The following is a 24,732-nucleotide window of genomic DNA, read 5'->3' on the forward strand; positions in this document are numbered from 1 at the left end:
TTGGGGATGGTCGAAGTCGGGGCGATGATGTCCTTCTCCGCGCGAGATGGGGCGGGTGGCCCACTGCGGACAAGCGGCGATGGCGGTATCCATGGTCTCATGGCGTGCCAGTCGCCAGGTCAGAGTCGCTGGGGCGGATCGGTCAGATAAGGACGACGGGCGCCGCGGGGTGCCAGCATCCAGGCGGGGGTCCGGCCACCAGGTGTGATCGTGCCAGCGATGGATGGCGGTGTCTGGGCACCGATACGAGTCGGGGCACCAATACGACAGGTCGCGCATGTCAGCGAAAGCTGGCTAGGCATGTGGCCCGGCATGGTGTCTCTCCTCCCTTCAGGAAACGCCTGGTCATGGTTCGCTGAGCGCGAAATTATTGAAAATATTAGTAAATTATGGAAACCAAATGGTGGCGTTGGTCCGACTTTACCACGCCGATATACACCTAGCCATAGGGGGCGATGGATGGTGGCTGCCCCGGCGCGGGTAACCTGGAGCCTCCAATCTGGCTTCGACGAAGGCGCGAAACGTCGGGGGCCGGCGCCGCTTTCCGGCCCTCGCGCAGGGCACGTTGTCATCGGCTGCAGGTCACTTCCCCGGGCGACGGGATACGCTACACTGCGGTGCAATCCGCCAGCGCCACCGCATCGGCGTCCAGCGTCTCCTGGAACCACTTCAGCATAAGGATATGTCTCCGTGAAGCGTTCACTACCGGTCAAGGCTCCCGCCGCACTCTCGCTCTGCCTCTCGCTGGCGCTGCTGGGGTGTCAGAGCGTCGCCGATACCCATACTGCGTCGAAAGGTCGCGCCAGCGAAACGATCGCCTCCAGCGCTCCCCAGAAGACGACATCGAGCCCGTCCGACTCCCGGGCGGCGACCGAGGAGACCGACAACGGTTCCGGTGCCGCCGCCACGGATGCCGGGGTCGTGCAGGATCCGGCCGGATTCGACGCCTGGGTCGACCAGTTCCGGCAGCGGGCGGCCGCCGAGGGGATCGATCAGGCGACGCTGGCCGAAGCGTTCGATCGGGCCAGTTACCAGCCCCGCATTCTCGAGTACGACCGTTCCCAGCCCGAGTTCACCCGCCAGATCTGGAGCTATCTCGACAGCGCCGTCTCGGCGTCGCGCGTCTCCAATGGTCGTGAGCGCCTTGCCGCCAACCGGGCCACGGTGGATGAGGTCAACCGGCAATACGGCGTTCCCGGGGAAATCATCGTTGCCATCTGGGGGATCGAGAGCAACTACGGCAGCAACTTCGGCGACTTCGAGACCATCGATGCGCTCTCGACGCTGGGTTTCGACGGACGACGTCAGTCGTTTGCGCAGGGCGAGCTGATGGCGGCCCTCAAGATACTGCAGAATGGCGATATCGACCGGGATCACATGCGAGGCTCCTGGGCGGGGGCGATGGGACATACCCAGTTCATCCCGAGCAGCTTCCTGGCCTATGCGGTCGACGAGGACGGTGATGGCCGTCGGGATATCTGGGGCAGCATTCCTGACGTGATGGCGTCGACGGCCAACTACCTCGATGCATCCGGTTGGCAGCGCGGGCAACCCTGGGGCGTCGAGGTCACGTTGCCGGACGGCTTCGACTACTCCCAGACCGAGCTGTCGGTGCGTCACCCGAGTCAGGCATGGCAGGCCCAGGGGGTGAAGCGCCTCGACGGCCAGCCGCTGCCGAACTTCGATCAGGCTTCGGTGATCGCTCCGGCGGGCGCCCAGGGGCCGGCATTTCTGGTCGGGCCCAACTTTCGCGTGATCATGCGCTACAACGCCTCGACCAGCTACGCGCTGGCCGTCGCCACGCTGTCGGACCGGCTGGCCGGACGCCCGGGGATCCAGGGTGAATGGCCGCGGGACGAACCGGCGCTCTCGCGTGATCGCATCCGTCGCATGCAGCAGGGGCTCAACGCCCACGGCTTCGATGTAGGCACGCCGGATGGTCTGGTCGGTCCCAACACCCGCGCCGGCCTGCGGGCCTACCAGCGCAGCATCGGCGTGGTCCCCGACGGCTATCCGACGCAATCCCTGATCCAGCGCCTGACCAGCGGCTGACCCCGCCTAGGCGCGCGGCGGGGGCTCTTCCCGCGTCGCGCGCTCGCTCGCGGCCATCCCCGGTGGATCGCGCTCGCGCGTCATCTCGATATCGCCCAGCCTCGGAATTGGCACCGATTTGACCGCCATTCCCGGCCATGCCCGGTGTCCGGTGGCTGGCAGACTGTGACCGCGAATCTTCAGTGGCGGTCGGCGACTTCTGGCGGACTGCCCCGAACCATCGAGGAAGTCATGGGCGTCCAACGTTTCATAGCCAGTAACAGCCGCGAGGCCATGCGTCAGGTGAGGTCGGCACTGGGGGATCAGGTGCTGATCCTCTCCAACCGTGCGGTCGAGGGGGGTGTCGAGATCATCGCCATGCCGGAGCAGGCCCATGAGCAGGCGCTGGCCGGTCTCGAGCCGCAGGTGAGTCCCGCGGCGACCGCCGTGCCGGAGCCTGCCGCCACGCCCACGGTGGAGACGCTCGAGGCGCTCAACCGCCGGTTGCTGGATGACGTGCGCGCGCTGCTGCGCGACAACGCCTCATCCCCGCGGACCGATTCTCCATCGCTCACGGCCTCGTTGCGCCGACGCCTGGTGCAGGCGGGGTTCAGCGCATCGCTGGCCGATGACATTCTCCAGGACCCGCCGGAGGAGCTGCGCGAGGAGACGCCTGAATCTCCCCTCGTGGAAGCCTGGCTGCTGCGCCAGCTGCGCTCGCGGCTGGCATGGCTGGAGGACGAGGACGCGCTGTTCGCCGAGGGCGGGGTGTTCGCGCTGGTCGGCCCCACCGGCGTCGGCAAGACCACCACCACGGCCAAGTTGGCCTCTCGCTACGTGATGCGCCACGGACCCAAGGACGTGGCCCTGGTGACCACGGACAGCTACCGTATCGGCGCCGCGGAGCAGTTGCGAATCTACGCCAGGCTACTCGGAACCGAGGTCCATGCGCTCGAGGAGGATGGCGACCTGGGGGAGCTGGTCGCCAGACTGACGCAGCCGCGCCGCGCCCTGCTGTCACGCAGCGCAGGGAAAAAGCTGACGGTGATCGATACCGTCGGCATGAGTCAGCGCGACCAGCGGCTGGTGGGGGAGATCTCTCGCCTGGCCGAGGGGCCCGCGCCGGCAAGGCGCGTACTCGTGCTCAATGCCGCCAGCCACGGCGATACCCTGGCGCAGGTCATCGAAGCCTGGCAGCAGGCGTCGCTGGATGCCGGGGCGCCGCTGTGGGGCTGCATCCTGACCAAGCTCGACGAGGCGGCGCGATTGGGCAGCGTGCTCGATGTGGTCATGCGGCATCGTCTCAAGCTCTGTTACGTCTCCCGCGGTCAACGCGTGCCGGAGGATCTCGAGCGGGTGGAGGCCGATGCGCTGCTCGCCGAAGCGCTGTCGCTGGCGGGCGAGTCGCCCTTCGACGAGCTTCGGGAAACGGAGGCGCTGCCACTGCCTCGGGCCCGCCAGCAGGCGCTCTCCCGCGGTGTGCTGCGTCAGGGCGGGGCACTGGAGACGACACTCGCTACCTTGAGGCAGCACAACCTGGGCATGGCGTTGCTCGAACAGGTCTGGCATCGCGCCAATCGCGTCGGGGCCGCCGCCGGCGATTTTGCGCGACTCATGGACGACATGACTCAGCAGCGGCTGGTGGCCTCCAGCCGGCGTGCCCATGCGCTGTACTGGTCCAAGAGTGGCAATGTCAGCGGTGGCGACCGGGCGATGCCACTGGTCTCGCTGGATCATCACGGCATGCCGCAGCCGCTGGCCTGGCCGCGCCACCGGCTGCCGGCCGGCCAGCGCGGTCAGCTGGAGTGGGCGCGGCCGCTCGGCGTCGGCTGGCATCTGTTCGCGCAGCTGCCGAATGTCGCCGAGCTCGAGGAACTCGATAGCCAGGGGCAGGGCTGGCTGGCATCGGTCACGGGAAGCCGCCGCTTGCGTCACGCTGGCGAATGGCTGTCGTTATCCCAGGCGATGGCGCTCGGAGAGAAGGTGGGCCAATGGCCGGTGCGCCATCAGGGCCGCGCGGCGGACCTTCATGTGACACGACTGGAGACGAGCCTCAGCCAGCGTCGCCAGGATCCTCACGCGCTGCCGGTCGTGGCCTGGCATGGCGAAGTCCGCGACCGTGACGACGGCCGCCGGTTGGCGAGCCGTTACTGGCTCGGCACGGCACAAGCCGGCTTCGATGCCGCCTCGCGGCTGCCATCGGCACTTGCCGGCGATGCCCTGCCCGGCATGACGCGGCAGGCGGATCGGATTCTGGTCGATCGCGGCCTGGTGACCCACGACAGCGAGCAGCGCTGGCACCTGGCCGCGATGCTGGCAGCATTGGCGCTACGGCTGAGCGAAGAGGAGCAGACCTGGGCGATGGATGTCCGGGCCAGCTTGTCGGGGATTGCCCAGCGTCGCTGTGGACGGCGTCCCAAGGCGCTGCTGGAGGCGCTCATGGATACGCTGAGCGCGCATGCCGCGCTGGCGCGGGCGGGAGTGGTCACGTCTGCCGATGTGGCCGTGGCGGCGTGAGCGACCAGGCGGCCGGCTTGCGCGCCCGGCTGAGCCCCGCTGCGGTCCCCCTGCGGGTATTGGGCGAGCCGGGGGACGATGCGCTGGGGCGGGCACTGGCCACGCTGCCCGCCCCGGAAGGCAGAACCTGGCTGGCGCTGGGAGAGCACGAAGCGGGGATCTCTCCGGTCGGATGGTTGCTGTGGGTGGATACGACACGGCTCGACGTGGCGGATCTCTATCGGCGGCTCAAGCTGGCGGTTCCCGCCGGCCGCCCCCGGGTACCCGTGCTGTGCTGGTTGCACGACTCTCGTGGCGGCACCTTCTTCCCGGCGCTGGACGAAGAGAGCGCTCGCCTGCTCGATAACCTCGGCGTCACCGCGGCCCGGTTTCTCGGTATCGAACTGATTCGCGATCCCACGAGCTGGCTGAGCCGATCTTCATCGAAGGTCCGGGCATCGGCGGGTTGATGCCGCTCGCCATCGAGTCGGTGGCGCCATGGGCACGACTATCCGAAGGGGAGGATCATCGCCTCAGAAGAGTCGCGCGAGCAGCGCGGTAACGGCGGTTTCCACGCGCAGAATGCGCTCTCCCAGATGAATCCCCTCGAAGCCCAGCTCGAGAAACCTTTCGACCTCGTAATCGACGAAGCCGCCTTCCGGGCCGATCGCCAGCAGCGTCGGCTCGGTGATGGCGCGAGGGCAGGCCTGGGCCAGTCCGGGGTGCGCCAGCAGCCCACGCCGGCCCTCGAGCAGGGCTGGCAGCCGATCTTCCACGAACGGTCTGAAACGGGTCTCCAGCGTGATCTCCGGCAGCCGGGTATCGCGGGCCTGTTCCAGTCCGAGCAGCAAGTGCTGGCGGATCTTCTCCGGCTTCAGTTCGGGGGATTGCCAGTAGCTCTTCTCGACACGCCGGGTATGCATCAAGGTCACGCGTTTCACCCCGAGCGCCGAGACGTGCTCCAGCGTCCTCGCCAGCATCCGCGGGCGAGGCAGTGCCAGCAGCAGATGGACCGGCAGCGGCGCCGGTGGCTCGCGGTCGAGGGTGACCCGGAATCGCGCTTCGCCGTCGCTCAACGCGAGCAGTTCCCCGCGGCCCATCAGGCCATCCAGGGCGCCCACGGTCAGGCTGTCGCCGGGTGTGGCGCGGTGGACGTCGACGAGGTGACGCAGGCGGCGCGGATCACGGACGGTGGCGTGAGTGTCGTCCAGCCACTCGTCGGGCTGCAGCAGAATCAGGTTCATGAGGTAGCGGGTCGGCGCATCGTGACGGAGGATCGGGCAGGGCGATCATTCTGCCTGAAGCCGGGGAGCCTGAACACAGCGGCGAGCGCCTGGCCTTTCTGACATAATGCGCCCATGCATTCAGTCACAGTTCCAGAAGAAGGCTAGCGATGAAGGTTCTGATCATTGGCGGGGGCGGGCGCGAACATGCGCTGGCATGGAAAGTGGCGCAATCGCCGCAGGTCGAGACGGTATTCGTGGCGCCGGGGAATGCCGGCACCGCGCGGGAGCCCGGTCTGACCAACGTGGCCATCGACGTCATGGAGAGCGAGGCGCTGATCGCCTTCGCCCGCGACAATGCCGTCGAGTTGACGATCGTCGGTCCGGAAGCCCCGCTCGTCGCCGGCGTCGTCGACGCTTTCCAGGCGGCCGGACTGGCGATCTTCGGCCCGAGCGAGGGCGCCGCCCAGCTCGAGGGCTCCAAGGCGTTCACCAAGGACTTCCTGGCGCGCCATGCGATCCCTTCCGCCGACTATCAAACCTTCAGCGACGTCACGCCCGCCCTGGCCTATCTCGAGCAGATGGGCGCACCGATCGTGATCAAGGCCGATGGCCTGGCGGCGGGCAAGGGCGTGGTCGTGGCGATGACCGAAGCCGAAGCCGAAGCGGCGATTCGCGACATGCTCGAAGACAACGCCTTTGGCGACGCCGGGGCGCGGGTCGTGATCGAGGAGTTTCTCGACGGCGAGGAAGCGAGCTTCATCGTCATGGTCGACGGCGAGCACGTGCTGCCGATGGCCACCAGCCAGGACCACAAGCGGGCGGGCGATGGCGACACCGGCCCCAACACCGGCGGCATGGGTGCCTACTCGCCGGCCCCCGTGGTCACCGAAAGCGTCTACCGACGCATCATGGACGAGGTGATTCTGCCCACCGTCCGTGGCATGGCCAGCGAGGGGCATCCCTACACCGGTTTTCTCTATGCCGGGCTGATGATCGACGCCGAAGGCGCCCCCAAGGTGATCGAGTACAACTGCCGCTTCGGCGACCCGGAAACCCAGCCGATCCTGATGCGCTTGAAAAGCGATCTGGTGGCGCTGTGCCAGGCGGCGCTCGCGCGCCAGCTCGATCAGGTCGAGTGCGAGTGGGATTCGCGCGCCGCCGTCGGCGTGGTGCTGGCGGCGGAGGGGTATCCCGGTAGCTACCGCAAGGGTGACGAGATCACCGGGCTCGAGGCGGCGGACGCGGCCGGCTGCAAGGTCTTCCACGCCGGCACCCGCATGAGCGACGATGGTCGCGTCGTCACCAGCGGTGGGCGCGTGCTATGTGTTACCGCTCTCGGCGAGACGGTCGGCGCCGCGGCGGCACAGGCCTACGCCGGTCTCGACGTGGTGCGCTGGCCCGGCGCCGAGTACCGGCGCGATATCGCTTATCGCGCCATCGCCCGAGAGCGTCAGCCGTCGTGAAAAACCGGCCGCTCTAGCAACAAGGAAAATCCGCCATGCAGCAAGTGAGGCATCGATCAACGATCGGAGAGCGACTCGAACGCGCGAGTCGCCGCGGCATTGTGGCGGGTCTCTGCGCTAGCCGGTCGAGCGTGCTGAATGACGAGGTTCTGCATGTCGCGTGAATTTCCGATCATTGCGGTGACAGGTTCCTCCGGCGCGGGGACCACCACGGTCAAGCGTACTTTCGAGCGGATGTTCGCTCGCGAGGACGTACATGCCGCGTTCATCGACGGTGACGCCTTCCATCGCTACTCGCGGGCGGAACTGGCGCAGATCCTGCAGGTCGAGCCGGAACGCAAGGCGGAGCTGTCCCACTTCTCGGTCAATGCCAACCTGCTCGACCGTCTCGATGCGCTGTTCCAGGAGTACGGCGAGAACGGCAAGGGCACCTATCGCCACTACATTCATGCCGAGGACAAGCGCATGATCGAGGCGGGCTGGCAGGTCGGGACCTTCACCGACTGGCAGCCGATCCCCAGCGGCACGGACCTGATGCTCTACGAGGGGCTGCATGGCGGCCTGGTGACCCACGAGGTCGATATCGCCAGGCACGTCGACATGCTGATCGGGGTGGCACCGACGATCAATCTCGAATGGCTGCAGAAGATCGATCGCGATACCAAGCTGCGTGGCTACTCCCAGGAGGCGGTCATCGACACCATCCTGGGGCGCATGCACGACTACGTGCGCTACATCCAGCCCCAGCTGTCGCGCACGCACATCAATTTCCAGCGCGTACCGACGGTCGATACCTCGAATCCCTTCGAGCTGCAGGACGTGCCCAACGATGGCGAATCGTTCGTGGTCATCCGGTTTCGGGATCCGGCGGCCGTCGACTTCCCCTACCTGGTCACCATGATTCATGATGCCTTCATGAGCCGACCCAACACGCTGGTCGTCCCGGGGGCGCGCCTGTCGCTGGCGATGGACCTGATCCTCGCCCCCCAGGTGCGCCAACTGCTGGCCCAGCGTCGCTTCCGCTGAGCCCGGCCGCCGCCCTATCCTTTACGCCGACATCAGGAGCTCTCATGGAACCGACACTCTTCAGCAAGATCATCGATCGCGAGATACCGGCGGATATCGTCTACGAGGATGACCAGGTGCTCGCCTTCAACGATATCGATCCGAAGGCACCCACGCACATCCTGATCATCCCCAAGAAGCCCATCGCCACCTTGAATGACATCGAGGAGGGCGATCTGGCCCTGATCGGCCGGCTGCAGTACACCGCCGCCAAGCTGGCCAAGGAGCTCGGGTTCGCCGAGGAGGGTTATCGCGTGGTGATGAACTGCAACGAGGCGGGCGGGCAATCGGTCTATCATATCCACATGCACCTGCTGGGCGGGCGGCGCATGCAGTGGCCGCCAGGCTGACAACCGGTCTGCTCGTCCGAGTGGCATCAACAAGGAGGTTCCGATGACTCGCAAGATTTCCCGCGCCGACAACCTGATCCACCAGTTCGATACGGTGCTGCGCACGCTGGTGCCCAGGGCGGCCCAGCCGAGCCGACCGTCGCCGGCCAACGTCCAGCCGGCTGGTGCGCTCGACGACGAGCAGCGGCATCACGTGGCGGGGCTGATGCGGATCAACCACACCGGTGAGGTCTGCGCCCAGGCGCTCTACCAGGGCCAGGGGCTGACGGCCAAGCTGACCGAAACCCGCGAGCGCATGGAAGAGGCCGCCGCGGAGGAGATCGATCATCTGGCCTGGTGCGATCAGCGACTGCGGGAGCTCGACAGCCGTACCAGCTATCTCAATCCGGCGTTCTACGCGGCTTCGTTCGGGTTGGGCGCGGTCGCCGGGGCGATCGGCGACCGGCTCAGCCTCGGATTCGTCGCCGCCACGGAAGAGCAGGTGGGGCGGCATCTCGAGGCCCATCTGCGCAAGCTGCCGATCGATGACAAGCGCTCGCGGGCGGTGCTCGAGCAGATGCGCATCGACGAGGCGCAGCACGAACGCTGGGCGCTGGAGTCCGGCGGCAGTCGTTTCCCGCTACCGGTGAAGTGGGGCATGCGGCTGATGTCGAAGGTGATGACCAAGAGCGTCTATCGGATCTGAGCTACGGGCTGCGGGCTACGGGCTACAAAAAAAGCCAGCGACAGAGGTCGCTGGCTTTTTTCTTTACGGCAAATCGCGGGCGCAGACGGGTTGTCGCGGCTGGCGGCTCAGGCCTCGACGATCTCGTAGTCGTGGGTGATCTCCACTCCGCCTTTGCTCAGCATTAGTGACGCGCTGCAGTATTTCTCGGCGGAAAGGTCGACGGCGCGCTTGACCACGGCGTCCTTCAATCCCTTGCCGGTGACGACGAAGTGGACGTGGATCTTGGTGAAGACGCTGGGGGTGCCGTCGAAGCGCTCGGCTTCCAGCGTGGCGACGCAATCGGTGACCTCGGCGCGGGCCTTCTCGAGGATCTGGATCACGTCGAACGAGGTGCAGCCGCCCAGACCCATCAGCACCATTTCCATGGGCCTCGGCCCGGTGTTGCGGCCACCGTGATCCGGGTTGCCGTCGATGACGACGCTATGGCCGCTGCCGGATTCGGTGACGAACTGGCGGCCGTCGGTCCATTTGACTGTGGCTTTCATGGCAAGGATTCCTTACTGGGATTCGTCGTTGAATCGTTCGGTTGTCGATGGCGGCAGGATAACACTCCCGGCAAGTGCTGGTGGTGTCCGGGTTCTTCACCCCTGCGTGAGTCGTGCTTCCAGCTCGGCCAGGCGCTGCGGCGTGCCGACATCGACCCAGTCGCCGCGGTGGTGCCAGCCACCGACGCGGCCCGCCTGCATCGCGTCGATCAGCAGTGGTGCCAGCTTGATGGCCGCTCCAGCCGGCAGGTCGGCGACCAGCTCGGGGCGCACGACACCGAGACCGGCATAGATCAATCGCGGCTCGCCATCGACATGCAGCCGGCCCTGGGCGTCGAGATGGAAGTCGCCCCGCCGGTGGAAGTCGGTCGTATCCACCATCACCAGCGAGGCGAGGTCGTCATTGGCGAGCGTGAGGCGCGCGAGTGGAAAATCCGTCCAGACGTCGCCGTTGAGCAGGAGGAACGGCGCTTCGCCCAGTAGCGGCAGCGCCTGACGCAATCCGCCCGCGGTTTCCAGCGGCGTCCGTTCGACGCTGAATCGAAGCGAGACGCCGTAGCGCTCGCCGTCGCCGAGGGCGTCGATGATCTGCTGGCCGCGATAGCTGACGTTGATCACGATGTCGTGGATGCCTGCCGTTGCCAGCCGCTCGAGGTGATGCACGATCAGCGGTTTGCCGGCGACCGTCAGCAGCGGCTTGGGACAGTGGTCTGTGAGCGGCCGCATGCGGGTGCCGAGGCCGGCGGCGAGAATCATCGCTTTCATGACGAGGCACCCCGGCCGAGGTTGGCGTGGTGCTCGGCCAGGCGTGCTTCCATTGCCGGGCGGTAGCTTTCGCGCAGCCAGCGGTGGAAATCGCCGAGGGCGGGCAGTGCCGCCAGCCCCTCGTCGAGATGCCCGTGGAAATGGGGCAGCCAGTCGAGATAGCGGGGTTTGCCGTCGCGCAGAAAGAGGCGACAGAATTGGCCCAGAATCTTGAGCTGACGCTGGGCGCCGATCGCCTCGACACCGGCCCGGAACGTCTCGGCGTCCAGATCGGCGTCGATCCGCCCCGCGGCGAGACAGCGCTGGCGAAAATCCTCGATCCAGAGGTCCATCTCCTGGCGTGACCAGTGGTGATAGCGGCCTCGCAGCAGGGAGATCAGATCGTAGCCAAGAGGTCCGGCCAGCGCGCCCTGAAAGTCGATGATCCAGAGCCGCTCCCGATGGATCATCAGGTTCATGGCGTCGAAGTCGCGGTGTACGGCGACGGTGGGGAGCCTGGCGATATGGGCGAGCAGGTGGCGCTTGACCTCGGGCCACTGCGGTGGTGTCTCGATCTCGAGCCAGCGGGTCAGGCCCCAGTCGGGGAAGCGGTCCATCTCCTCCTCGAGGAAGTCGGCGGTGTAGTGGGGCAGCGGGGCGACCGGCGCGAGTCGTTCGATCTCGTCGAGCAGCGCCAGTGCCTGCGATGTCCCCTGGCGTGCGCCGGACTCGGTCTCGAAGTGGTGGTGAAGGCTGTCGTTGCCGAGGTCGTCGAGCTCGATGAATCCCGACTCCAGGTCGACGGCGTGCAGTCGAGGTACCGGCAGGCCGGCCTCGCGCCATTCGCGGCCGATGGTCACGAATGGTCGGCTGTCCTCCAGCGCCGGCGGCGCATCCATGACGATCCGTGTCGCACCGTCCGGGAAGGTGACGCGACAGTAGCCACGAAGGCTGGCGTCGCCAGCCACCGTTTCCAGCCGGCAGGCCTCCGGTGACAGGTGATGCTGGGCGGCGATCCAGTGGCGAAGAGCATCCAGGCGCAGGGTCATGCAGGCTTCCGCTGATAATGAGAGAGCGTGGCGGCGCACTGCCGATGACAGCGCTTGCCGCGAGTTGACGGGCCGGAACTGGCACCGCATGCTGGGCGCTAATCCGGAATCGCCGCGCCAATTTTCACGCTGTCGAGCGGTGCGCCAGGAGCGCGATAGGGTAGCATCCGGCGGCCAGCGATCAATGCCGCATTCGGACGCCATCCCAACTCGGTCTGGCCTCCGCCGAGGTTTCGACGCGCCCCGCGGTGTCCAGACGACTCAACAAGGAATGGCTTCGCGGCAACTCCCGTCGAGGTCTGTATAATACCGGCTTCACTCGGCAAGGACATAGAGGACATGGGCAAGCGACTGGTCTGGACTGCCCTCACCGGCCTGATTTCATCGACGGCCCAGGCGGCGCCCCCCGCCCCCCTACCGGCGGACCAGCTGGACTGGTCTCCATGGGGGGATCAGGCCCCGGCTGGCGCGCTTTGTGGTGGCCGCTATATCGAACCGGGCTACCTGCTGCCCGAGGGCAAGACCCCCGAGGAGGTGCTGTCCGATTCGGGATCGGCCGAGTACGGCGATGATGGCGAGACCATTCTGGGCGGCAATGTCGTGCTGCGGCGTGGCGAGAGCCAACTGGAGTCGCCGCGGGTGCGAGTCAACGCTGCCCGTGACACCGCCTTCGCCGATGGCCCCCTGACGATTCGCTATCCGGGCATGCTGGTGCGCGGTGACGATGGCCAGGTCTCGCTCGACAGCGATGCGGCGCGCATCGATGACGCCCACTACGTCGTCCATGAGCAGCGGCTGCGCGGGGATGCCCAGTCGATGCAGCGTCTCGACGACGGCCGCTATCGCATGACCGAAGCCAGCTTCACCACCTGTGCCCCGGATAGCCGACTGTGGCGGGTCGTGGGCAGCGACGTCACCATCGACCGCGAGCAGGGCTTCGGCACCGCGTCCAACGCGCGGCTCGAGATGGGCGACGTGCCGGTCTTCTACTGGCCGTGGGTACGTTTTCCCATCGACGATCGCCGCCAGAGCGGGTTCCTGTGGCCGACCGTGGGGCTCTCCAGCGACGGTCTGGACTATAGCCAGCCGTACTATCTCAATCTGGCACCCAATTACGATGCCACCCTCACGCCACGGATCATCTCCGACCACGGTTTCATGCTGGGCGGCGAGTTCCGCTACCTGTTCGACAGCGACGAGGGGTCCGTCGAGGGCGCCTACCTGCCCAACGACAATGGCGGCAACAACGACAATCCCAACGATCCCAACGATGCCTTCGACGGCGAGGATCGCTGGTACATCGACTACAGCCACTACGGACGCTTCACCGACCGGCTGGATTACGCCATGCGTTACGGCGCCGCCAGCGACGGGCGCTATTTCGACGATTTCGGGCGTGACTTCGGCGAGCAGGATACCGAATACCTCGAGCGCCTGGCACGGCTGAGCTATCAGGGTAATACCTGGTATCTGGATGCCCGCGCCCAGGGCTATCAGCGCATGGATTTTCCGCTCGACGAGGACGATCGGCCGTTCTACAAGTTGCCCAGCCTGACCGCCAATGGCCGCTGGCAGCAGGATAGCGGCTTCTATCAGGAGTGGAATTCCAACGCGACCTACTTCCGGCGCGATCTGCATGGCGTCGACAGCAACGGTTTCTGGGAAGACGAGGAGACCGGCGATACCCGCCAGATCCGCCTGCGTGAAGCGGCCAACGGGTCGCGTATCAACCTGACCCCGGCCATCGGCTGGCGCGCCCAGCCCAGTTGGGGCTTCCTGGAGCCGCGTTTCCAGCTGTGGCAGACCAACTACGAGCTCGACTACGGCAATCGCGACACCGATCGGGACGAGAGCCTGTCGCGCACGGTGCCGGTCTACTCGGTCGACTCCGGCCTGATTTTCCAGCGTGACGTCACGCTGTTCGACAGCGACTGGAAGCAGACCTTCGAGCCGCGGCTCTACTACGCCTATGTGCCGGAACGGAATCAGTCGGAGTTTCCCGACTTCGACACCGACGAGCTGCCGATCTCGTGGAGCCAGCTCTGGTCGCCTTATCGCTTCACCGGGGCCGATCGGGTGGGTGACGTCAACAAGCTCTCCTACGGCGCTTCGACGCGTTTCCTCGAGGACGACACCGGTCGCGAGCGCCTGTCGCTGTCCGTGGGGCAGAGCGCCTACTTCTCGGATCGCAAGATCGATATCGAGGGCGACCCGACCACGCTGCCGAACAAGGAGACCGACTACGAGGACTGGTATCGCGCCACCCGCGACCGCTCACCGGTCATCACCCAGCTCGACTGGCGGATCAACGATCAGTGGCGCTCGCGCTACGAGTGGTTCTACGATCCGGACCGCTCCAAGACCGAAAAGGCGTCGGCCTATCTCCAGTACCTGAGTCCGGTCGGCCATGTCGTGAACCTTGGCTACCGTTGGCAGATCCAAGGATTCGATCCGTCGGGAGACGAAGAGGATCGTCTTAACTACAGTCGCGAGGATTTCGACGTGTCGTTCGCCTACAAGGCCACGTCATCGTTGGACCTGATAGGCCGTTATCTCTATGACAACACCAACAGCCGCGACCTGGAATCGCTGGCCGGCGTCCAGTTCAACAGCTGCTGTAGCGCGGTACAGGTGGTGTGGCGTGAATGGGTCGAAGACAACGATACCGCCAACACCATCGATGACGACTACACGGACCGGGGCCTGTTCCTGCGCTTCGTGTTCAAGGGGCTGGGCGGCGTCGGCCAGGAAGCCGACAGCTACTTCGCCCAGGCGGTACCGGGCTATGAAGCGACGCAGTTCTGATGACTCGGTTGCCCCGATCAATCCATGTTTACGGCGAGCCCGAACGGCTCGCCTTTCCATCAAGCAAGAGAGGTAGGCATGCGTCCTAGAGTATGGATCCCCCTGGCGCTGGTAATGCTGCTGTCGCCGTTGTCCGCGATGGCGGAAGTGGTGCAGCTGGATCGTATCGTCGCCGTGGTCAACGACGATGCCATCATGCATAGCCAGCTCGAACGACGGGTCGCCCAGGCGCGCGACCAGCTCCAGGCCAACAATATCCAGATGCCGCCCGAGCAGGCGCTGGAGCGCCAGGTGCTGGATCGCATGATCACCGAGCAGATCGAGTTGCAGATGGCCAAGAATGCCAAGCTGAGCATCGACGAGACCCAGCTCAACAGCACCATGCGTGGCATCGCCCAGAACAACGGGATGACCCTGGATGAGTTCGCGAACAAGCTTGAGCAGCAGGGCCAGACCCTGGCGGAAGTACGTGAGCAGGTGCGTCGAGAATTGCTGATTCGACAAGTGCAGCAGGATCGGGTCGCCAGCAGAATCACGGTCTCCGATCGCGAGGTCGATCGTTTTCTGGCGCAGCGCGGCGGGAACAGCAATGTCGCCTATCACCTCGCCCAGATTCTGATCGCCGTGCCGCAGTCGCCGACGCCGGATCAGGTCGCCCAGGCGCAGGCCGAGGCGCAGAAGCTCTATCAGCAACTGCAGGAGGGCGCCGACTTCCAGCAGCTGGCCGTGGCCGAGTCCGATGACGCGCAGGCGTTGCAGGGTGGCGATCTCGGTTGGCGCCAGGCGGCACAGATTCCCTCCATCTTCGCCGATGTGATCCCCGATCTCTCCAAGGGTGAAGTCAGCGAGCCGATTCGCAGCCCCAGCGGTTTCCACCTGGTCAAGCTGATCGACACCCGGGGTGGCGACAGCGGACAGATGACCCGCGACCAGGCCAGCCAGGCGATCTTCCAGCGCAAGGTCAATGACGAGCTGGAAGCCTGGACGCAGGAGATTCGCGCCAGCGCCTATATCGACAACCGTCTCGACAACGGCTGATGGCCTTGCCGGTATTGGCGCTGACCACCGGCGAACCGGCGGGTGTCGGCCCCGAACTCGCGCTCGCGGTGGCTCGGGACTGGCAGCAGCTGGCGGCGACGGTGGTCGCCGTGGGGGACCCGGACCTGCTGGCCCAGCGTGCCCGGCTGCTCGGCTGGCCGGTCGAACTGGAGGTCGTCGAGCCGGGGGCGGAGTTGCCACCGCCCGGCGACGGTCGCCTGCCGGTCTGGCCGGTGTCGCTGGTGAGACCGTCGACGCCCGGTCGGCTGGACCCCGCCAACGCCGGTTACGTGCTGGAGACGCTCGATGTCGCCATCGAGGCCTGTCGGCAGGGGGCCGCCGACGCCATGGTGACGGCACCGCTTCACAAGGGAGCGATCATCGAGGGCGGGTATCCCGGTTTCACCGGCCATACCGAGTATCTTCGCGACGCCTGCGGTGTCGAGGAGGTGGTGATGATGCTTGCCACTGAAGGCACGTCCCGGCCACTGCGGGTCGCGCTGGCGACTACCCATCTGCCGCTCTCCCGGGTTGCCGAGGCGATCACCGATGCGGGCCTGGCGCGTGTCATCCGGGTCCTGGCGGCGGAGCTGACCCGGCGCTTCGGCATCGCGTCGCCCCGGATTCTCGTCTGTGGGCTCAACCCCCACGCCGGGGAGGACGGACACCTGGGGCGCGAGGAGATCGAGGTCATCACGCCCGCGCTGGAGCGGCTGCGTGACGAAGGCCTCGACCTGGTGGGGCCGCTGCCGGCGGATACGCTGTTCACGCCCCGTCACCTCGATCGTGCCGATGCCGTGCTGGCGATGTATCACGACCAGGGCCTGCCGGTGCTCAAGTACGCCGGGTTCGGCCAGGCCGCCAATATCACCCTGGGCCTGGGGATGGTTCGCACTTCTGTCGACCACGGTACTGCCCTGGATCTCGCCGGCACCGGCCTGGCCGAAGTGGGGAGCCTCCGGGTCGCGCTGCAGGTGGCTCGGCAGATGACCGCCCGCGCTCACTGAAGGAATCTTGTTGTCATGGCTACACGCTCCTCCGATCGTCCACCGATGCCTCGTGCCCGGAAACGGTTCGGCCAGAACTTCCTCCGCGACGGCGGGGTGATCTCGCGCATCGTGCGGGCCATCGGGCCCCGCAGTGGCGATCGCCTGGTCGAGATCGGCCCCGGCCAGGGCGCCCTGACCGGGCCGCTGCTGGAGGCTACCGGCGCGCTGGAAGTGATCGAGTTGGATCGCGATCTGATCCCCGGCCTGCGAGTGCAGTTCTACGACTACCCCGAGTTCACGATTCACGAGGGGGATGCGCTCAAGTTCGATTTTCACGAGCTGTGGCGGCAGGATGGACGCCCGTTGCGGGTGGTCGGCAATCTCCCCTACAACATCTCGACGCCGTTGATCTTTCACCTGCTGACGGCCCGCGGCGCCATCCGGGATATGCACTTCATGCTGCAGAAGGAGGTCGTCGAGCGCCTCGCCGCCGAGCCCGGCGGGCCTGACTGGGGGCGGCTGTCGGTGATGACCCAGTATCACTGCGCGGTCGAATCGCTGTTCGTGGTGCCGCCCGGCGCCTTCGTGCCGCAACCCAAGGTGGATTCGGCGATCGTGCGGCTGACGCCTCATGCCGAGCTGCCTTCGCCGGCCCTCGACGAGGCCCACTTTGCCGATGTGGTGAGAGAGGCTTTCGGTCAGCGTCGCAAGACCCTGCGCAACAACCTCAAGGGAATGATCGACGCGGAGGCACTGGCGGCGCTGGGGATCGATCCCGGCCGTCGGCCGCAGACGCTGCGAGTTGAGGAGTTCGTCGCCATCAGCAACCATCTCGCCGGCCTCCAGCCCGAGAACCCTGCCGCCACGGAGACGTGTTCATGAGCGAGTTCGCACCCGCCGTCACCGTCGACGTCGAGCCGGCGTTTCGCGAGGACGAATCGTCGCCCGGCGACAACCGTTTCGTGTTCAGCTACACGGTGACCGTGCACAATCACTCCGACCGCAGCGTGCAGCTGCTGTCGCGCTACTGGAAGATCACCCAGGGCCACGGCAAGGTTCAGGAAGTGCGGGGCAACGGGGTGGTCGGCAAGCAGCCGACGATCACCGCCGGGCACAGCTTTCGCTATACCAGCCGTGCGGTGATCGAATGTCCCGTCGGCGTCATGCAGGGCAGTTATACCTGTATCGATCTGGCCAGCCAGGCCACTTTCGATGTCGCTGTCGCGCCGTTTCGCCTGGCCGGCCCCAACCAGGTCCACTGAGCGGCGCGCAATCGGCATTTGCCGCCGCCGCCGCTGCGCCGCCGCCGCTGCGCCGCCGCCGCTGCGCCGGCGCGGATCGCGCAACTGGGCGGCACCACCAACACGAGGAAACGCATGGCGACCTACGCAATCGGCGACCTGCAGGGCTGTCACGCCGAATTCGAAGCCCTGCTCGAGCAGCTCGACTTCTCGCCCTCCCGGGATCACCTGTGGCTGGCCGGTGACCTGGTCAACCGCGGCCCCGATTCGCTGGGTTGTCTGCGCAGGAGCGTCGCGCTGGACGGTGCCGCCAGCGTAGTGCTGGGCAACCACGATCTGCACCTGCTGGCCGTCGCGCGGGGCCATGGCAAGCTCAAGCGCAACGACACCCTGAGCGATATTCTCGAAGCCCCGGACCGGCACCAGATGCTCGAATGGCTGCGCCATCAGCCGCTGCTGGTCGCCGACCCCGCGCGCGGCTGCGTGATGACCCATGCCGGGCTGCTGCCGCGATGGTCGCTCGCCCGGGCGAGCGAATTGGCGGCAGAGGCGGAAGCGGTCTTGCGGTCGGACGACGTGGATGCTTTTCTGAACGTGATGTACGGCAACCAGCCGGCCCGCTTCGAGCCGGACCTGACCGGCACGGACCGTATCCGGGCCATCGTCAACGTCTTCACCCGCATGCGCTTCATCGACGGCGACGGCACCCTGGATTTTGCCGCCAAGGAGGGGCTGGACAGCGCGCCGGCGGGCTACGCCCCCTGGTTCACCTATCCCCGCGCCGACGACCTGACGCTGCTGTTCGGCCACTGGGCCGCGCTGGAGGGGCGCACCCCGGGGGCCAGGGTAGATGCGCAGGCGCTGGATACCGGCTGCGTATGGGGTGGGGCCCTGACCGCCCTCGATCTCGACAGCGGCGAACGGATCTCGGTGCCATCCCGGTCGGCAGACCGGTGAGCGGCTCCGCTGCCGGTCGCTCACAGCCAAGCCTTTTCAGGAGTGATTCATGACCCAGTCTTTCGCTCATCTCGATCCGACGACCCTGGCGCAGTGGCTGAGCGAAGGGCGCTCGTTCAAGCTCGTCGACATTCGCGATCCCATGAGTTTTGCCCAGGGCCATATCCCTGGCAGCTACCACCTCGACAACACCACCGTGGCGGAACTGGTGGACAGGACGCCCAGCGACACGCCCGTGGTGGTGGTCTGCTATCACGGCCACTCCAGTCAACAGGCCGCCTCCTGGCTGGCCGGGCAGGGCTTCGGCGAGGTCTACAGCCTGGATGGCGGGTTCGTCGACTGGGCGCATCGCCGGCCCGAACATGTCGAACGCTAGCGGTCTCGCGGCATGAGCATGTCCCCCGATCCCCGTCTCGACGGGCTGGAGGTCTACCTGGTGGGTGGCGCCGTTCGCGACGCCCGTCTGGGCTGGCCGGTGGGCGATCGTGACTGGGTAGTCGTCGGCGCCACGCCGGAGGCCCTGCGCCAGCGCGGCTTCAAGCCCGTCGGTCGCGATTTTCCGGTCTTCCTGCATCCCGATACCCACGAGGAGTATGCGCTGGCCCGCACCGAGCGCAAGCAGGGCCATGGCTACACCGGATTCGAAGTGCACGCGAGTCCCGAGGTGACGCTGGAAGCCGATCTGGCGCGACGGGATTTCACCATCAACGCCATGGCCGAGACCCCCGCGGGCGAACTGGTCGACCCCTATGGCGGCGCCGACGATCTTGCGGCCAGGAGGCTCAGGCATGTCTCGGCCGCGTTCGTCGAGGACCCGCTGCGGGTGCTGCGCGCGGCGCGCTTCCTGGCGCGTTACCGCAAGCTCGGTTTCACCATCTCCGCGGAGACGATGGCGCTGATGCGTCAGCTCACCGACAGCGGCGAAATGCGATATCTGGTCGCCGAGCGAGTGTGGACGGAGACGCACAAGGCGCTGGGCGAAGCCGACCCTTCCGCCTATTTCCAGACGCTGGAAGCGTGCGGGGCGCTGGCGGTGCTGATGCCGCCGCTGGCGACGCCATCGCTACCCGAGGCGCTGGCGCGACTCGAACCGGTCCCCGACGAGTCCACTTCCCATAGTGTGGCGCTATGGCGCTGGGCGCGGCTCGGCGAGCACCTCGAGGATGACGAGCAGTCCCGGCTCAACGATGCCGTCAAGGCGCCCAACGCCTTTCGGGATGCCATGCGGCTGGCAGCCCTGTCTCGCCGGTTGCGTCTCCGCATCAATGATCTGCGGCCCGGTGACACCGAGGATCGTGCCGGCGCGATCATGGCCTGGCTGGACGGGATCGACGCCTGGCGACGGCCCGAGCGCGTCGCGCCGCTGCTGGCTCTGATCGCCCATGACAATGGCGGACTGGCGGACGATCTGGCACTGGCCTGGCGGCTGGCCTCCCAGATTCTGCCCAAAGCCCTGCTTGCCGAGGGATTTCGTGGACCGGCGTTGGGCGAAGAGTTGTCCCGGCGTCGGGAGGCGACGGTGCGGGAGGCGCTGGCGCTCCGCTAGCGAGCTCGAGATGGCAGAACGCCCGNNCAGCGGGCGTTCTGCATTCTGGTGGCCGAGGATCGGGTCAGACGAACAGGCCCACGATCAGCGCCATGATCAGCCCGGTCAGACCGATGATCGTCTCCATCACCGTCCAGCTCTTGAGCGTCTGCGCCTCGGTCAGACCGAAGTAGCGGTTGACCAGCCAGAAACCGGAGTCGTTGACGTGGCTCAGTACCGTGGCGCCGGAAGCGATCGCGATGACCAGCAGGCCGAGCACCGGGCCATCGAGATTCAGCGTGGTGATCACCGGGGCCATCAGGCCGGCGGCGGTGATCATCGCGACGGTGGCCGAACCCTGGATCACCCGCACCGCGGTAGAGATCAAAAACGCCAGCAGAATTGGCGGCAGCGCGCTCTCGGCCATGATGTTGCCCATCACTTCACCGACGCCAGAATCGATCAGCACCTGCTTGAATACGCCGCCCGCACCGGTGACCAGAATGATGATGCCGGCCGGTTCCAGGGCCTTGGTGGCGACCTCCATCACCTGTTCCCGTGTCATGCCGCGACGCGTTCCCAGCAGGGTGAAGGCGAGCAGGGTGGCCAGGGTCAGGGCCACGAACGGGTGGCCGAGGAAGGTCAGCGCGGCCAGTATCGGGCTGTCCGCCGGCAGGATCACGCCGGAGACGGTATTGAGCACGATCAGCGCCAGCGGCAGCAGAATGATCGACAGGATCAGCTTGAAGCTGGGCAGGCCGGCGGTATCGACATCGTTTTTCGGCAGCTCCATGTAATCCGGGATCTGGGCATCGATGCGCTTGGCGATCCAGCGCCCGAACAGCGGCCCAGCAATGATCATGGCCGGCAGGCCGCAGATCGCCCCGAACAGGATCACGTAGCCGAGATCGGCTCCGATCAGCTTGGCCACCGCGATCGGGCCCGGTGTCGGCGGAATGAACGAGTGCGTGACCGCGAGCCCAGCGAGGAGCGGAATGCCGTAGTAGAGCAGCGAGCGCCCGGTGCGGCGGGTGAGGGCATAGATCAACGGCACCAGGATGATGAAGGCGACATCGAGGAACACCGGAATCGCGACAAGGAAACCGGTGACCCCCATCGCCCACTGCGAGCGGTTCTCGCCGAACTTGTCGAGCAGCGTGCTGGCCAGGCGATCGACCCCGCCGGAGACCTCCAGCATCTTGCCGAACATCGCGCCCAGGCCGACCACGGTGGCGACGAAGCCGAGCGTTCCGCCCATGCCTTTCTCGACCGTATCCAGCAGTTGGTCGACGTTCATGCCGGTGGCCAGTCCGACCAGACCACTGACGACGAGCAGCGCGACAAAGGCGTGCAGGCGCAGCTTCATGACCAGATAAAGCAGCACGATGATGCTGCCCAGCGCGGCGAGTATGAGAGAAGTTGGGCTATCCATGTCGACGACATTCCTTGGTGAAAGCACGCGGCGTCGGAGGCCGGGTATACGCCAATGGTGGCGTTGTGCTTCGCGGTGGAGTTGGCGAAAATGGATGTTACCGGTAACAGATCGGTCCCAACAATGCGCCTAAAGGTGTAGAGACAACTTCTATCCAATCGGGATAGGCCATTGGCAGGCCGGCGAGCGCGCACGGCACCAATCACACCCGTACCAGTCACACAGGTATCGATTACCGATATAGTCGCTACCTGCGTAGCAACCCCGCTGGTACCAATCGGAAGGCAACGTCATGGACGCAAAGATGAATCGGCGCATCGTCGTAATGGGCGTATCCAGCTGCGGCAAGACCGAAGTCGGGCAGCGGCTGGCAACCGCGCTGGGAGGGCGCTTCCTCGACGGAGACGACTACCATTCGCCGGAAAGCGTCGCCAAGATGTCGCATGGCGAACCCCTCAACGACGAGGATCGGGCCGGTTGGCTGCAGCGACTGGCGGCGTTTCTGGCCGAGGCCAGGACCAAGGACGAGACGCTGGTCATCGGCTGCTCTGCGCTCAAGAAGCGCTATCGCGATACGCTGCGCCAGGGCGATGAAGATCTGACCTTCGTGCATCTCGCCGGAAGCCGCGAGCTGCTGCTGCAGCGCATCCAGTCGCGCCGCGATCACTTCTTCAAGGGCGAGGCGATGCTGGACAGCCAATTGGCGACCCTCGAGGCGCCCGGCGAGGACGAGGCGGTCACCGTCGATATCGCCGGCACGATCGAGCAGGTGGTCAACGAGGCGGTGCTGAAACTCGAGAAGCGATCGCTTGCCGGCGGGCGCTGAGAGACCCGCCCTTGCCTAGCAGGGAATCATCGCCATCGGGGTGCCGGTCATAGGCTCCCGCCAACGCGTACCTCGAATCCCAGGTTTTCGCTGGTCGGTTGTCGCGGGGCGCCCTGAAGGCGCGCCAGCAGGCGCACGGCGATGATATCCCCGATGCGCCGCCGCGGTGTCACCACCGTCGCCAGCGGCGGGGCGGTCGCCTCCACGATGTCGAGCCCATTGAAGCCGGCCAGGGCGAGGGCGTCGGGCACCGCCAGGCGCCGGCGCTGGCACTCGAACAGCGCGCCGGCGGCCAGGTCGTCGTTGCAGCAGAACACCGCCTCCAGCGCTGGCCAGCGCTCCAGCATCGACCCCAGCATCTCGCCGCCGAGGCGATAGCTCGACGGCTGCGGCGTGGTCAGGCAGGACTCGGTGGAGAGACCGGCGGCGCGCAGCGCCGCCTCCCAGCCTGCCATGCGCAGCTGGGCGCGGTGATCCATGCGCGCACCGAGAAAGCCGACCCGGCGGTAGCCGTGGGCGAGAAAGGTCTCCGTCAGCGCCCGGCCGGCGGCGGTCTGATCGAGCCCGACATTGATGTCTAGCGGGGTCGGGGTCAGCTCCAGCGTCTCCACCACCGGCACCCCGGCCCGTCGCAGCAGCCGCTCGGCATGCTCCGTATGGCGGGTCCCCGACAGTACCAGGCCATCCACTCCATAGCCCAGATAGGTGTCGATCAGACGCTCCTCCTCGAGTATCGAGTAGCCGGTATGGCCGATCAGCAGCTGATAGCCGGCGGCGCGCAGACCCTCCTCGATGCCGCGCTGGATATCCGAGAACACCGCGTTGGAGAGTGACGGGATCAGCAGCGCGACACTGTGACTACGGCCGCTGGCCAGCGCCCCGGCGGCGTGATTGGGGATATAGCCGAGCTCGGCGATCGCTGCCTCGATACGCTGGCGCAGCGGTAGCGAGACCCGCTGCGGCTCGCGCAGGGCGCGCGAGACGGTGATCTTGGTGACCCCGACCCGATCGGCGATATCCTGAAGCGTGACGCGTCCCGAAGCGCGGCGCGGCATGACGATCTCCCCAGCGCGGCAGCGGCGCCCGACGCTGGCGATCGATAGGGATATCGCGCCCGAGGCGGGTCCGATGAAGATGATGGTTAGCGGTAACTTTCGAGCAGACTAGCACGCTGCCCTGGCGCTGGCTGTGCGGCCATGGTTGTAGCCGATCGGATTGCCGGAGGTGGAGTAGAGCCCGTGCTCAAGGGGCGCTATCGCCGATCAGCAGCTCGGTATCCAGGGTGCGCGAGCGACGCGGTTCGAGATCGAGCAGCATGGCCGCCGCCAGCCGGCCCTTGGCGGTGTTGTCCTGGTGTACCGTGGTCAGTCGCGGGCGCCGCCGCTGACCTTCGGCGATGCCGTCGAAGCCGGTGATGCGCAGATCCTCCGGCACCCGCAGCCCGCGTCGCTCGGCCAGGTCGATGGCGGTCAGGGCGATACGATCGGAGAGACAGATGAGCAGGTCCGGGCGTGTTGCCGCGGGCTGGTCGAGCAGCGCGGCGACCACCGGCACGCAGCCTTCGTAGGTATTCTGGTCGACGTTCCACAGCGCCACGCTGTCGGGATCGATGGCGGCCTCCGTCAGCGCCTTGAAGATCCCGTCGAGACGCCGCCGGGTGACGGTGAGATCGGCCGACAGTAGCGCTTCCAGGCCGATCTGGCCCACGTGGTACTGGGTCAGGCGCAGCCCGACGATGGCGACTCGCTGCGGCGGATGGCGCAGGGCGTGGCGAGCCAGTGCGAGGCTGGCCGGGTAGTTGTCGACATGCACCGCCGGGATACCCGGCAGATCGATGTCGATGGCCACCGCGGGGCGATCCGCGATCAGGTCGAGGATGCGCGAGGAGGCGCCGTGCAGGCCGTAGACAATGACACCGTCGGCCATGTCGACACCGCCGCCGCTCTGCTCCAGGCGTCCCGGCAGCAGCATCAGCGAGTGGCCGTGCTGATCCAGCTGTGCGGCGACACCGGCGATCAGCTCGCTGGCGACGCTGTCGCTCAGACTGTAGAAGAGGTTTTCCGCCAGCAGCATGGCGATGATGCCGGAACGGCCGGTGCGCAGCATGCGCCCGCGGGAGTCGGGGCCGTGGTAGCCGAGCGCCGCCGCGGCGGCGAGAATCTCCTCGCGGCGGGCCTGGGAGAGCTGGTCGGGACGGTTGAAGGCGTTGGAGACGGTGGCGGCGGAGACGCCAAGACGTGCAGCCACCGTCTTCAGCGTCATGCGCTTGGTCGGGCTCACGGT

Annotated in this window: 23 protein-coding genes; 16 read left to right on the plus strand and 7 right to left on the minus strand. The window is 66.6% G+C overall.

Features of this window, described 5'->3' with window-relative positions; genetic code table 11:
- Positions 1-690 precede the first annotated feature (690 nt).
- From DOM45_RS17360 to DOM45_RS17370, 3 genes are all read left to right on the plus strand, one after another.
- Entirely contained in the window at positions 691-2,052 is a 1,362-nt protein-coding gene (locus DOM45_RS17360; protein ID WP_240612446.1) for a lytic murein transglycosylase, read from the plus strand.
- A 231-nt stretch (positions 2,053-2,283) separates the two neighbouring features.
- Complete coding sequence (flhF, locus tag DOM45_RS17365; protein ID WP_110602557.1) at positions 2,284-4,548, plus strand: flagellar biosynthesis GTPase FlhF; 2,265 nt, start codon at positions 2,284-2,286, stop codon at positions 4,546-4,548.
- Positions 4,545-4,997 (plus strand): hypothetical protein, encoded by a 453-nt coding sequence (locus DOM45_RS17370; protein WP_110602558.1) that lies wholly within the window; start codon positions 4,545-4,547, stop codon positions 4,995-4,997. Before flhF ends, DOM45_RS17370 begins: the two co-directional genes overlap by 4 nt.
- A gap of 63 nt (positions 4,998-5,060) precedes the next feature.
- Here the strand turns inward: DOM45_RS17370 and DOM45_RS17375 are convergent, their stop codons facing one another.
- Complete coding sequence (locus DOM45_RS17375; protein WP_110602560.1) at positions 5,061-5,771, minus strand: 16S rRNA (uracil(1498)-N(3))-methyltransferase; 711 nt, start codon at positions 5,769-5,771, stop codon at positions 5,061-5,063.
- Between the two features lie 149 nt (positions 5,772-5,920).
- On the opposite strand from DOM45_RS17375, the gene purD reads away from it, so the two are divergent.
- The 4 genes from purD (at position 5,921) to coq7 (ending at position 9,316) form a co-directional block, all read left to right on the plus strand.
- The gene (gene purD, locus DOM45_RS17380) at positions 5,921-7,216 is read left to right on the plus strand and encodes a phosphoribosylamine--glycine ligase (protein ID WP_110602562.1); all 1,296 of its coding nucleotides are present in this window, start codon (positions 5,921-5,923) and stop codon (positions 7,214-7,216) included.
- A 153-nt stretch (positions 7,217-7,369) separates the two neighbouring features.
- On the plus strand, positions 7,370-8,242 hold the full coding sequence (locus DOM45_RS17385) for a phosphoribulokinase (RefSeq protein WP_110602564.1): 873 nt from the start codon (positions 7,370-7,372) through the stop codon (positions 8,240-8,242).
- Positions 8,243-8,286: 44 nt separating this feature from the next.
- Positions 8,287-8,631: a histidine triad nucleotide-binding protein gene (locus tag DOM45_RS17390; RefSeq protein ID WP_110602566.1), complete on the plus strand. Its 345-nt coding sequence runs from the start codon at positions 8,287-8,289 to the stop codon at positions 8,629-8,631.
- Positions 8,632-8,674: 43 nt separating this feature from the next.
- Entirely contained in the window at positions 8,675-9,316 is a 642-nt protein-coding gene (gene coq7, locus DOM45_RS17395) for a 2-polyprenyl-3-methyl-6-methoxy-1,4-benzoquinone monooxygenase (protein WP_110602568.1), read from the plus strand.
- Positions 9,317-9,423: 107 nt separating this feature from the next.
- Here coq7 and DOM45_RS17400 read toward each other — a convergent pair whose 3' ends face one another.
- The 3 genes from DOM45_RS17400 to DOM45_RS17410 form a co-directional block, all read right to left on the minus strand.
- Positions 9,424-9,843 carry an OsmC family protein gene (locus DOM45_RS17400; RefSeq protein ID WP_110602569.1) on the minus strand — a complete coding sequence of 140 codons (420 nt, stop codon included), beginning with the start codon at positions 9,841-9,843 and terminating at the stop codon, positions 9,424-9,426.
- A gap of 96 nt (positions 9,844-9,939) precedes the next feature.
- Positions 9,940-10,608 carry an N-acetylmuramate alpha-1-phosphate uridylyltransferase MurU gene (gene murU / locus DOM45_RS17405; protein ID WP_110602571.1) on the minus strand — a complete coding sequence of 223 codons (669 nt, stop codon included), beginning with the start codon at positions 10,606-10,608 and terminating at the stop codon, positions 9,940-9,942.
- Positions 10,605-11,636 carry an aminoglycoside phosphotransferase family protein gene (locus tag DOM45_RS17410; protein WP_110602573.1) on the minus strand — a complete coding sequence of 344 codons (1,032 nt, stop codon included), beginning with the start codon at positions 11,634-11,636 and terminating at the stop codon, positions 10,605-10,607. The genes murU and DOM45_RS17410 overlap by 4 nt, the downstream gene beginning before the upstream one ends.
- A gap of 339 nt (positions 11,637-11,975) precedes the next feature.
- Here DOM45_RS17410 and DOM45_RS17415 point away from each other — a divergent pair, with 339 nt between their 5' ends.
- The 8 genes from DOM45_RS17415 to DOM45_RS17450 all read left to right on the plus strand — a co-directional run bounded on the left by DOM45_RS17415 (position 11,976) and on the right by DOM45_RS17450 (position 20,212).
- Positions 11,976-14,441 carry an LPS-assembly protein LptD gene (locus tag DOM45_RS17415; RefSeq protein WP_110602575.1) on the plus strand — a complete coding sequence of 822 codons (2,466 nt, stop codon included), beginning with the start codon at positions 11,976-11,978 and terminating at the stop codon, positions 14,439-14,441.
- A gap of 78 nt (positions 14,442-14,519) precedes the next feature.
- Positions 14,520-15,479 (plus strand): peptidylprolyl isomerase, encoded by a 960-nt coding sequence (locus DOM45_RS17420; RefSeq protein ID WP_110602577.1) that lies wholly within the window; start codon positions 14,520-14,522, stop codon positions 15,477-15,479.
- The gene (gene pdxA, locus DOM45_RS17425; RefSeq protein ID WP_110602579.1) at positions 15,479-16,486 is read left to right on the plus strand and encodes a 4-hydroxythreonine-4-phosphate dehydrogenase PdxA; all 1,008 of its coding nucleotides are present in this window, start codon (positions 15,479-15,481) and stop codon (positions 16,484-16,486) included. The genes DOM45_RS17420 and pdxA overlap by 1 nt, the downstream gene beginning before the upstream one ends.
- A 15-nt stretch (positions 16,487-16,501) precedes the next feature.
- Positions 16,502-17,350, plus strand: a complete 849-nt coding sequence (gene rsmA, locus DOM45_RS17430; protein ID WP_110602581.1) for a 16S rRNA (adenine(1518)-N(6)/adenine(1519)-N(6))-dimethyltransferase RsmA — start codon at positions 16,502-16,504, stop codon at positions 17,348-17,350.
- Complete coding sequence (gene apaG / locus DOM45_RS17435; protein ID WP_110602583.1) at positions 17,347-17,730, plus strand: Co2+/Mg2+ efflux protein ApaG; 384 nt, start codon at positions 17,347-17,349, stop codon at positions 17,728-17,730. Before rsmA ends, apaG begins: the two co-directional genes overlap by 4 nt.
- Before the next feature lie 114 nt (positions 17,731-17,844).
- The gene (locus DOM45_RS17440) at positions 17,845-18,666 is read left to right on the plus strand and encodes a symmetrical bis(5'-nucleosyl)-tetraphosphatase (RefSeq protein WP_110602585.1); all 822 of its coding nucleotides are present in this window, start codon (positions 17,845-17,847) and stop codon (positions 18,664-18,666) included.
- Positions 18,667-18,715: 49 nt separating this feature from the next.
- A complete protein-coding gene (gene glpE, locus DOM45_RS17445; protein ID WP_110602586.1) occupies positions 18,716-19,042 on the plus strand; it encodes a thiosulfate sulfurtransferase GlpE in 327 nt (108 codons plus the stop codon).
- 12 nt (positions 19,043-19,054) lie between these two features.
- The gene (locus tag DOM45_RS17450) at positions 19,055-20,212 is read left to right on the plus strand and encodes a tRNA nucleotidyltransferase/poly(A) polymerase-related protein (protein ID WP_110602588.1); all 1,158 of its coding nucleotides are present in this window, start codon (positions 19,055-19,057) and stop codon (positions 20,210-20,212) included.
- Between the two features lie 64 nt (positions 20,213-20,276).
- Here the strand turns inward: DOM45_RS17450 and DOM45_RS17455 are convergent, their stop codons facing one another.
- Complete coding sequence (locus DOM45_RS17455; protein WP_110602590.1) at positions 20,277-21,623, minus strand: GntT/GntP/DsdX family permease; 1,347 nt, start codon at positions 21,621-21,623, stop codon at positions 20,277-20,279.
- A 292-nt stretch (positions 21,624-21,915) separates the two neighbouring features.
- Between DOM45_RS17455 and DOM45_RS17460 the strand changes: the two genes are divergently transcribed.
- On the plus strand, positions 21,916-22,449 hold the full coding sequence (locus DOM45_RS17460) for a gluconokinase (RefSeq protein WP_240612447.1): 534 nt from the start codon (positions 21,916-21,918) through the stop codon (positions 22,447-22,449).
- A gap of 47 nt (positions 22,450-22,496) precedes the next feature.
- On the opposite strand, the gene DOM45_RS17465 is transcribed toward DOM45_RS17460, so the two are convergent.
- Positions 22,497-23,504 (minus strand): LacI family DNA-binding transcriptional regulator, encoded by a 1,008-nt coding sequence (locus DOM45_RS17465; protein WP_110602592.1) that lies wholly within the window; start codon positions 23,502-23,504, stop codon positions 22,497-22,499.
- Positions 23,505-23,691: 187 nt separating this feature from the next.
- Positions 23,692-24,729, minus strand: coding sequence for a LacI family DNA-binding transcriptional regulator (locus tag DOM45_RS17470; protein ID WP_240612448.1), 1,038 nt, complete (start codon positions 24,727-24,729; stop codon positions 23,692-23,694).
- Positions 24,730-24,732: the final 3 nt, after the last annotated feature.

The sequence above is a fragment of the Salinicola lusitanus genome (genome assembly GCF_003206045.1).
In the GTDB taxonomy this organism is placed as follows: domain Bacteria; phylum Pseudomonadota; class Gammaproteobacteria; order Pseudomonadales; family Halomonadaceae; genus Salinicola; species Salinicola lusitanus.

Bases quoted from the DNA above. Each gene is read 5' to 3' on its own strand.
- flhF (WP_110602557.1), top strand. From the start codon at position 2,284: ATGGGCGTCCAACGTTTCATAGCCAGTAACAGCCGCGAGGCCATGCGT.
- DOM45_RS17375 (WP_110602560.1), bottom strand. From the start codon at position 5,771: ATGAACCTGATTCTGCTGCAGCCCGACGAGTGGCTGGACGACACTCAC.
- purD (WP_110602562.1), top strand. From the start codon at position 5,921: ATGAAGGTTCTGATCATTGGCGGGGGCGGGCGCGAACATGCGCTGGCA.
- DOM45_RS17385 (WP_110602564.1), top strand. From the start codon at position 7,370: ATGTCGCGTGAATTTCCGATCATTGCGGTGACAGGTTCCTCCGGCGCG.
- DOM45_RS17390 (WP_110602566.1), top strand. From the start codon at position 8,287: ATGGAACCGACACTCTTCAGCAAGATCATCGATCGCGAGATACCGGCG.
- coq7 (WP_110602568.1), top strand. From the start codon at position 8,675: ATGACTCGCAAGATTTCCCGCGCCGACAACCTGATCCACCAGTTCGAT.
- DOM45_RS17400 (WP_110602569.1), bottom strand. From the start codon at position 9,843: ATGAAAGCCACAGTCAAATGGACCGACGGCCGCCAGTTCGTCACCGAA.
- murU (WP_110602571.1), bottom strand. From the start codon at position 10,608: ATGAAAGCGATGATTCTCGCCGCCGGCCTCGGCACCCGCATGCGGCCG.
- DOM45_RS17410 (WP_110602573.1), bottom strand. From the start codon at position 11,636: ATGACCCTGCGCCTGGATGCTCTTCGCCACTGGATCGCCGCCCAGCAT.
- DOM45_RS17415 (WP_110602575.1), top strand. From the start codon at position 11,976: ATGGGCAAGCGACTGGTCTGGACTGCCCTCACCGGCCTGATTTCATCG.
- DOM45_RS17420 (WP_110602577.1), top strand. From the start codon at position 14,520: ATGCGTCCTAGAGTATGGATCCCCCTGGCGCTGGTAATGCTGCTGTCG.
- pdxA (WP_110602579.1), top strand. From the start codon at position 15,479: ATGGCCTTGCCGGTATTGGCGCTGACCACCGGCGAACCGGCGGGTGTC.
- rsmA (WP_110602581.1), top strand. From the start codon at position 16,502: ATGGCTACACGCTCCTCCGATCGTCCACCGATGCCTCGTGCCCGGAAA.
- apaG (WP_110602583.1), top strand. From the start codon at position 17,347: ATGAGCGAGTTCGCACCCGCCGTCACCGTCGACGTCGAGCCGGCGTTT.
- DOM45_RS17440 (WP_110602585.1), top strand. From the start codon at position 17,845: ATGGCGACCTACGCAATCGGCGACCTGCAGGGCTGTCACGCCGAATTC.
- glpE (WP_110602586.1), top strand. From the start codon at position 18,716: ATGACCCAGTCTTTCGCTCATCTCGATCCGACGACCCTGGCGCAGTGG.
- DOM45_RS17450 (WP_110602588.1), top strand. From the start codon at position 19,055: ATGAGCATGTCCCCCGATCCCCGTCTCGACGGGCTGGAGGTCTACCTG.
- DOM45_RS17455 (WP_110602590.1), bottom strand. From the start codon at position 21,623: ATGGATAGCCCAACTTCTCTCATACTCGCCGCGCTGGGCAGCATCATC.
- DOM45_RS17460 (WP_240612447.1), top strand. From the start codon at position 21,916: ATGGACGCAAAGATGAATCGGCGCATCGTCGTAATGGGCGTATCCAGC.
- DOM45_RS17465 (WP_110602592.1), bottom strand. From the start codon at position 23,504: ATGCCGCGCCGCGCTTCGGGACGCGTCACGCTTCAGGATATCGCCGAT.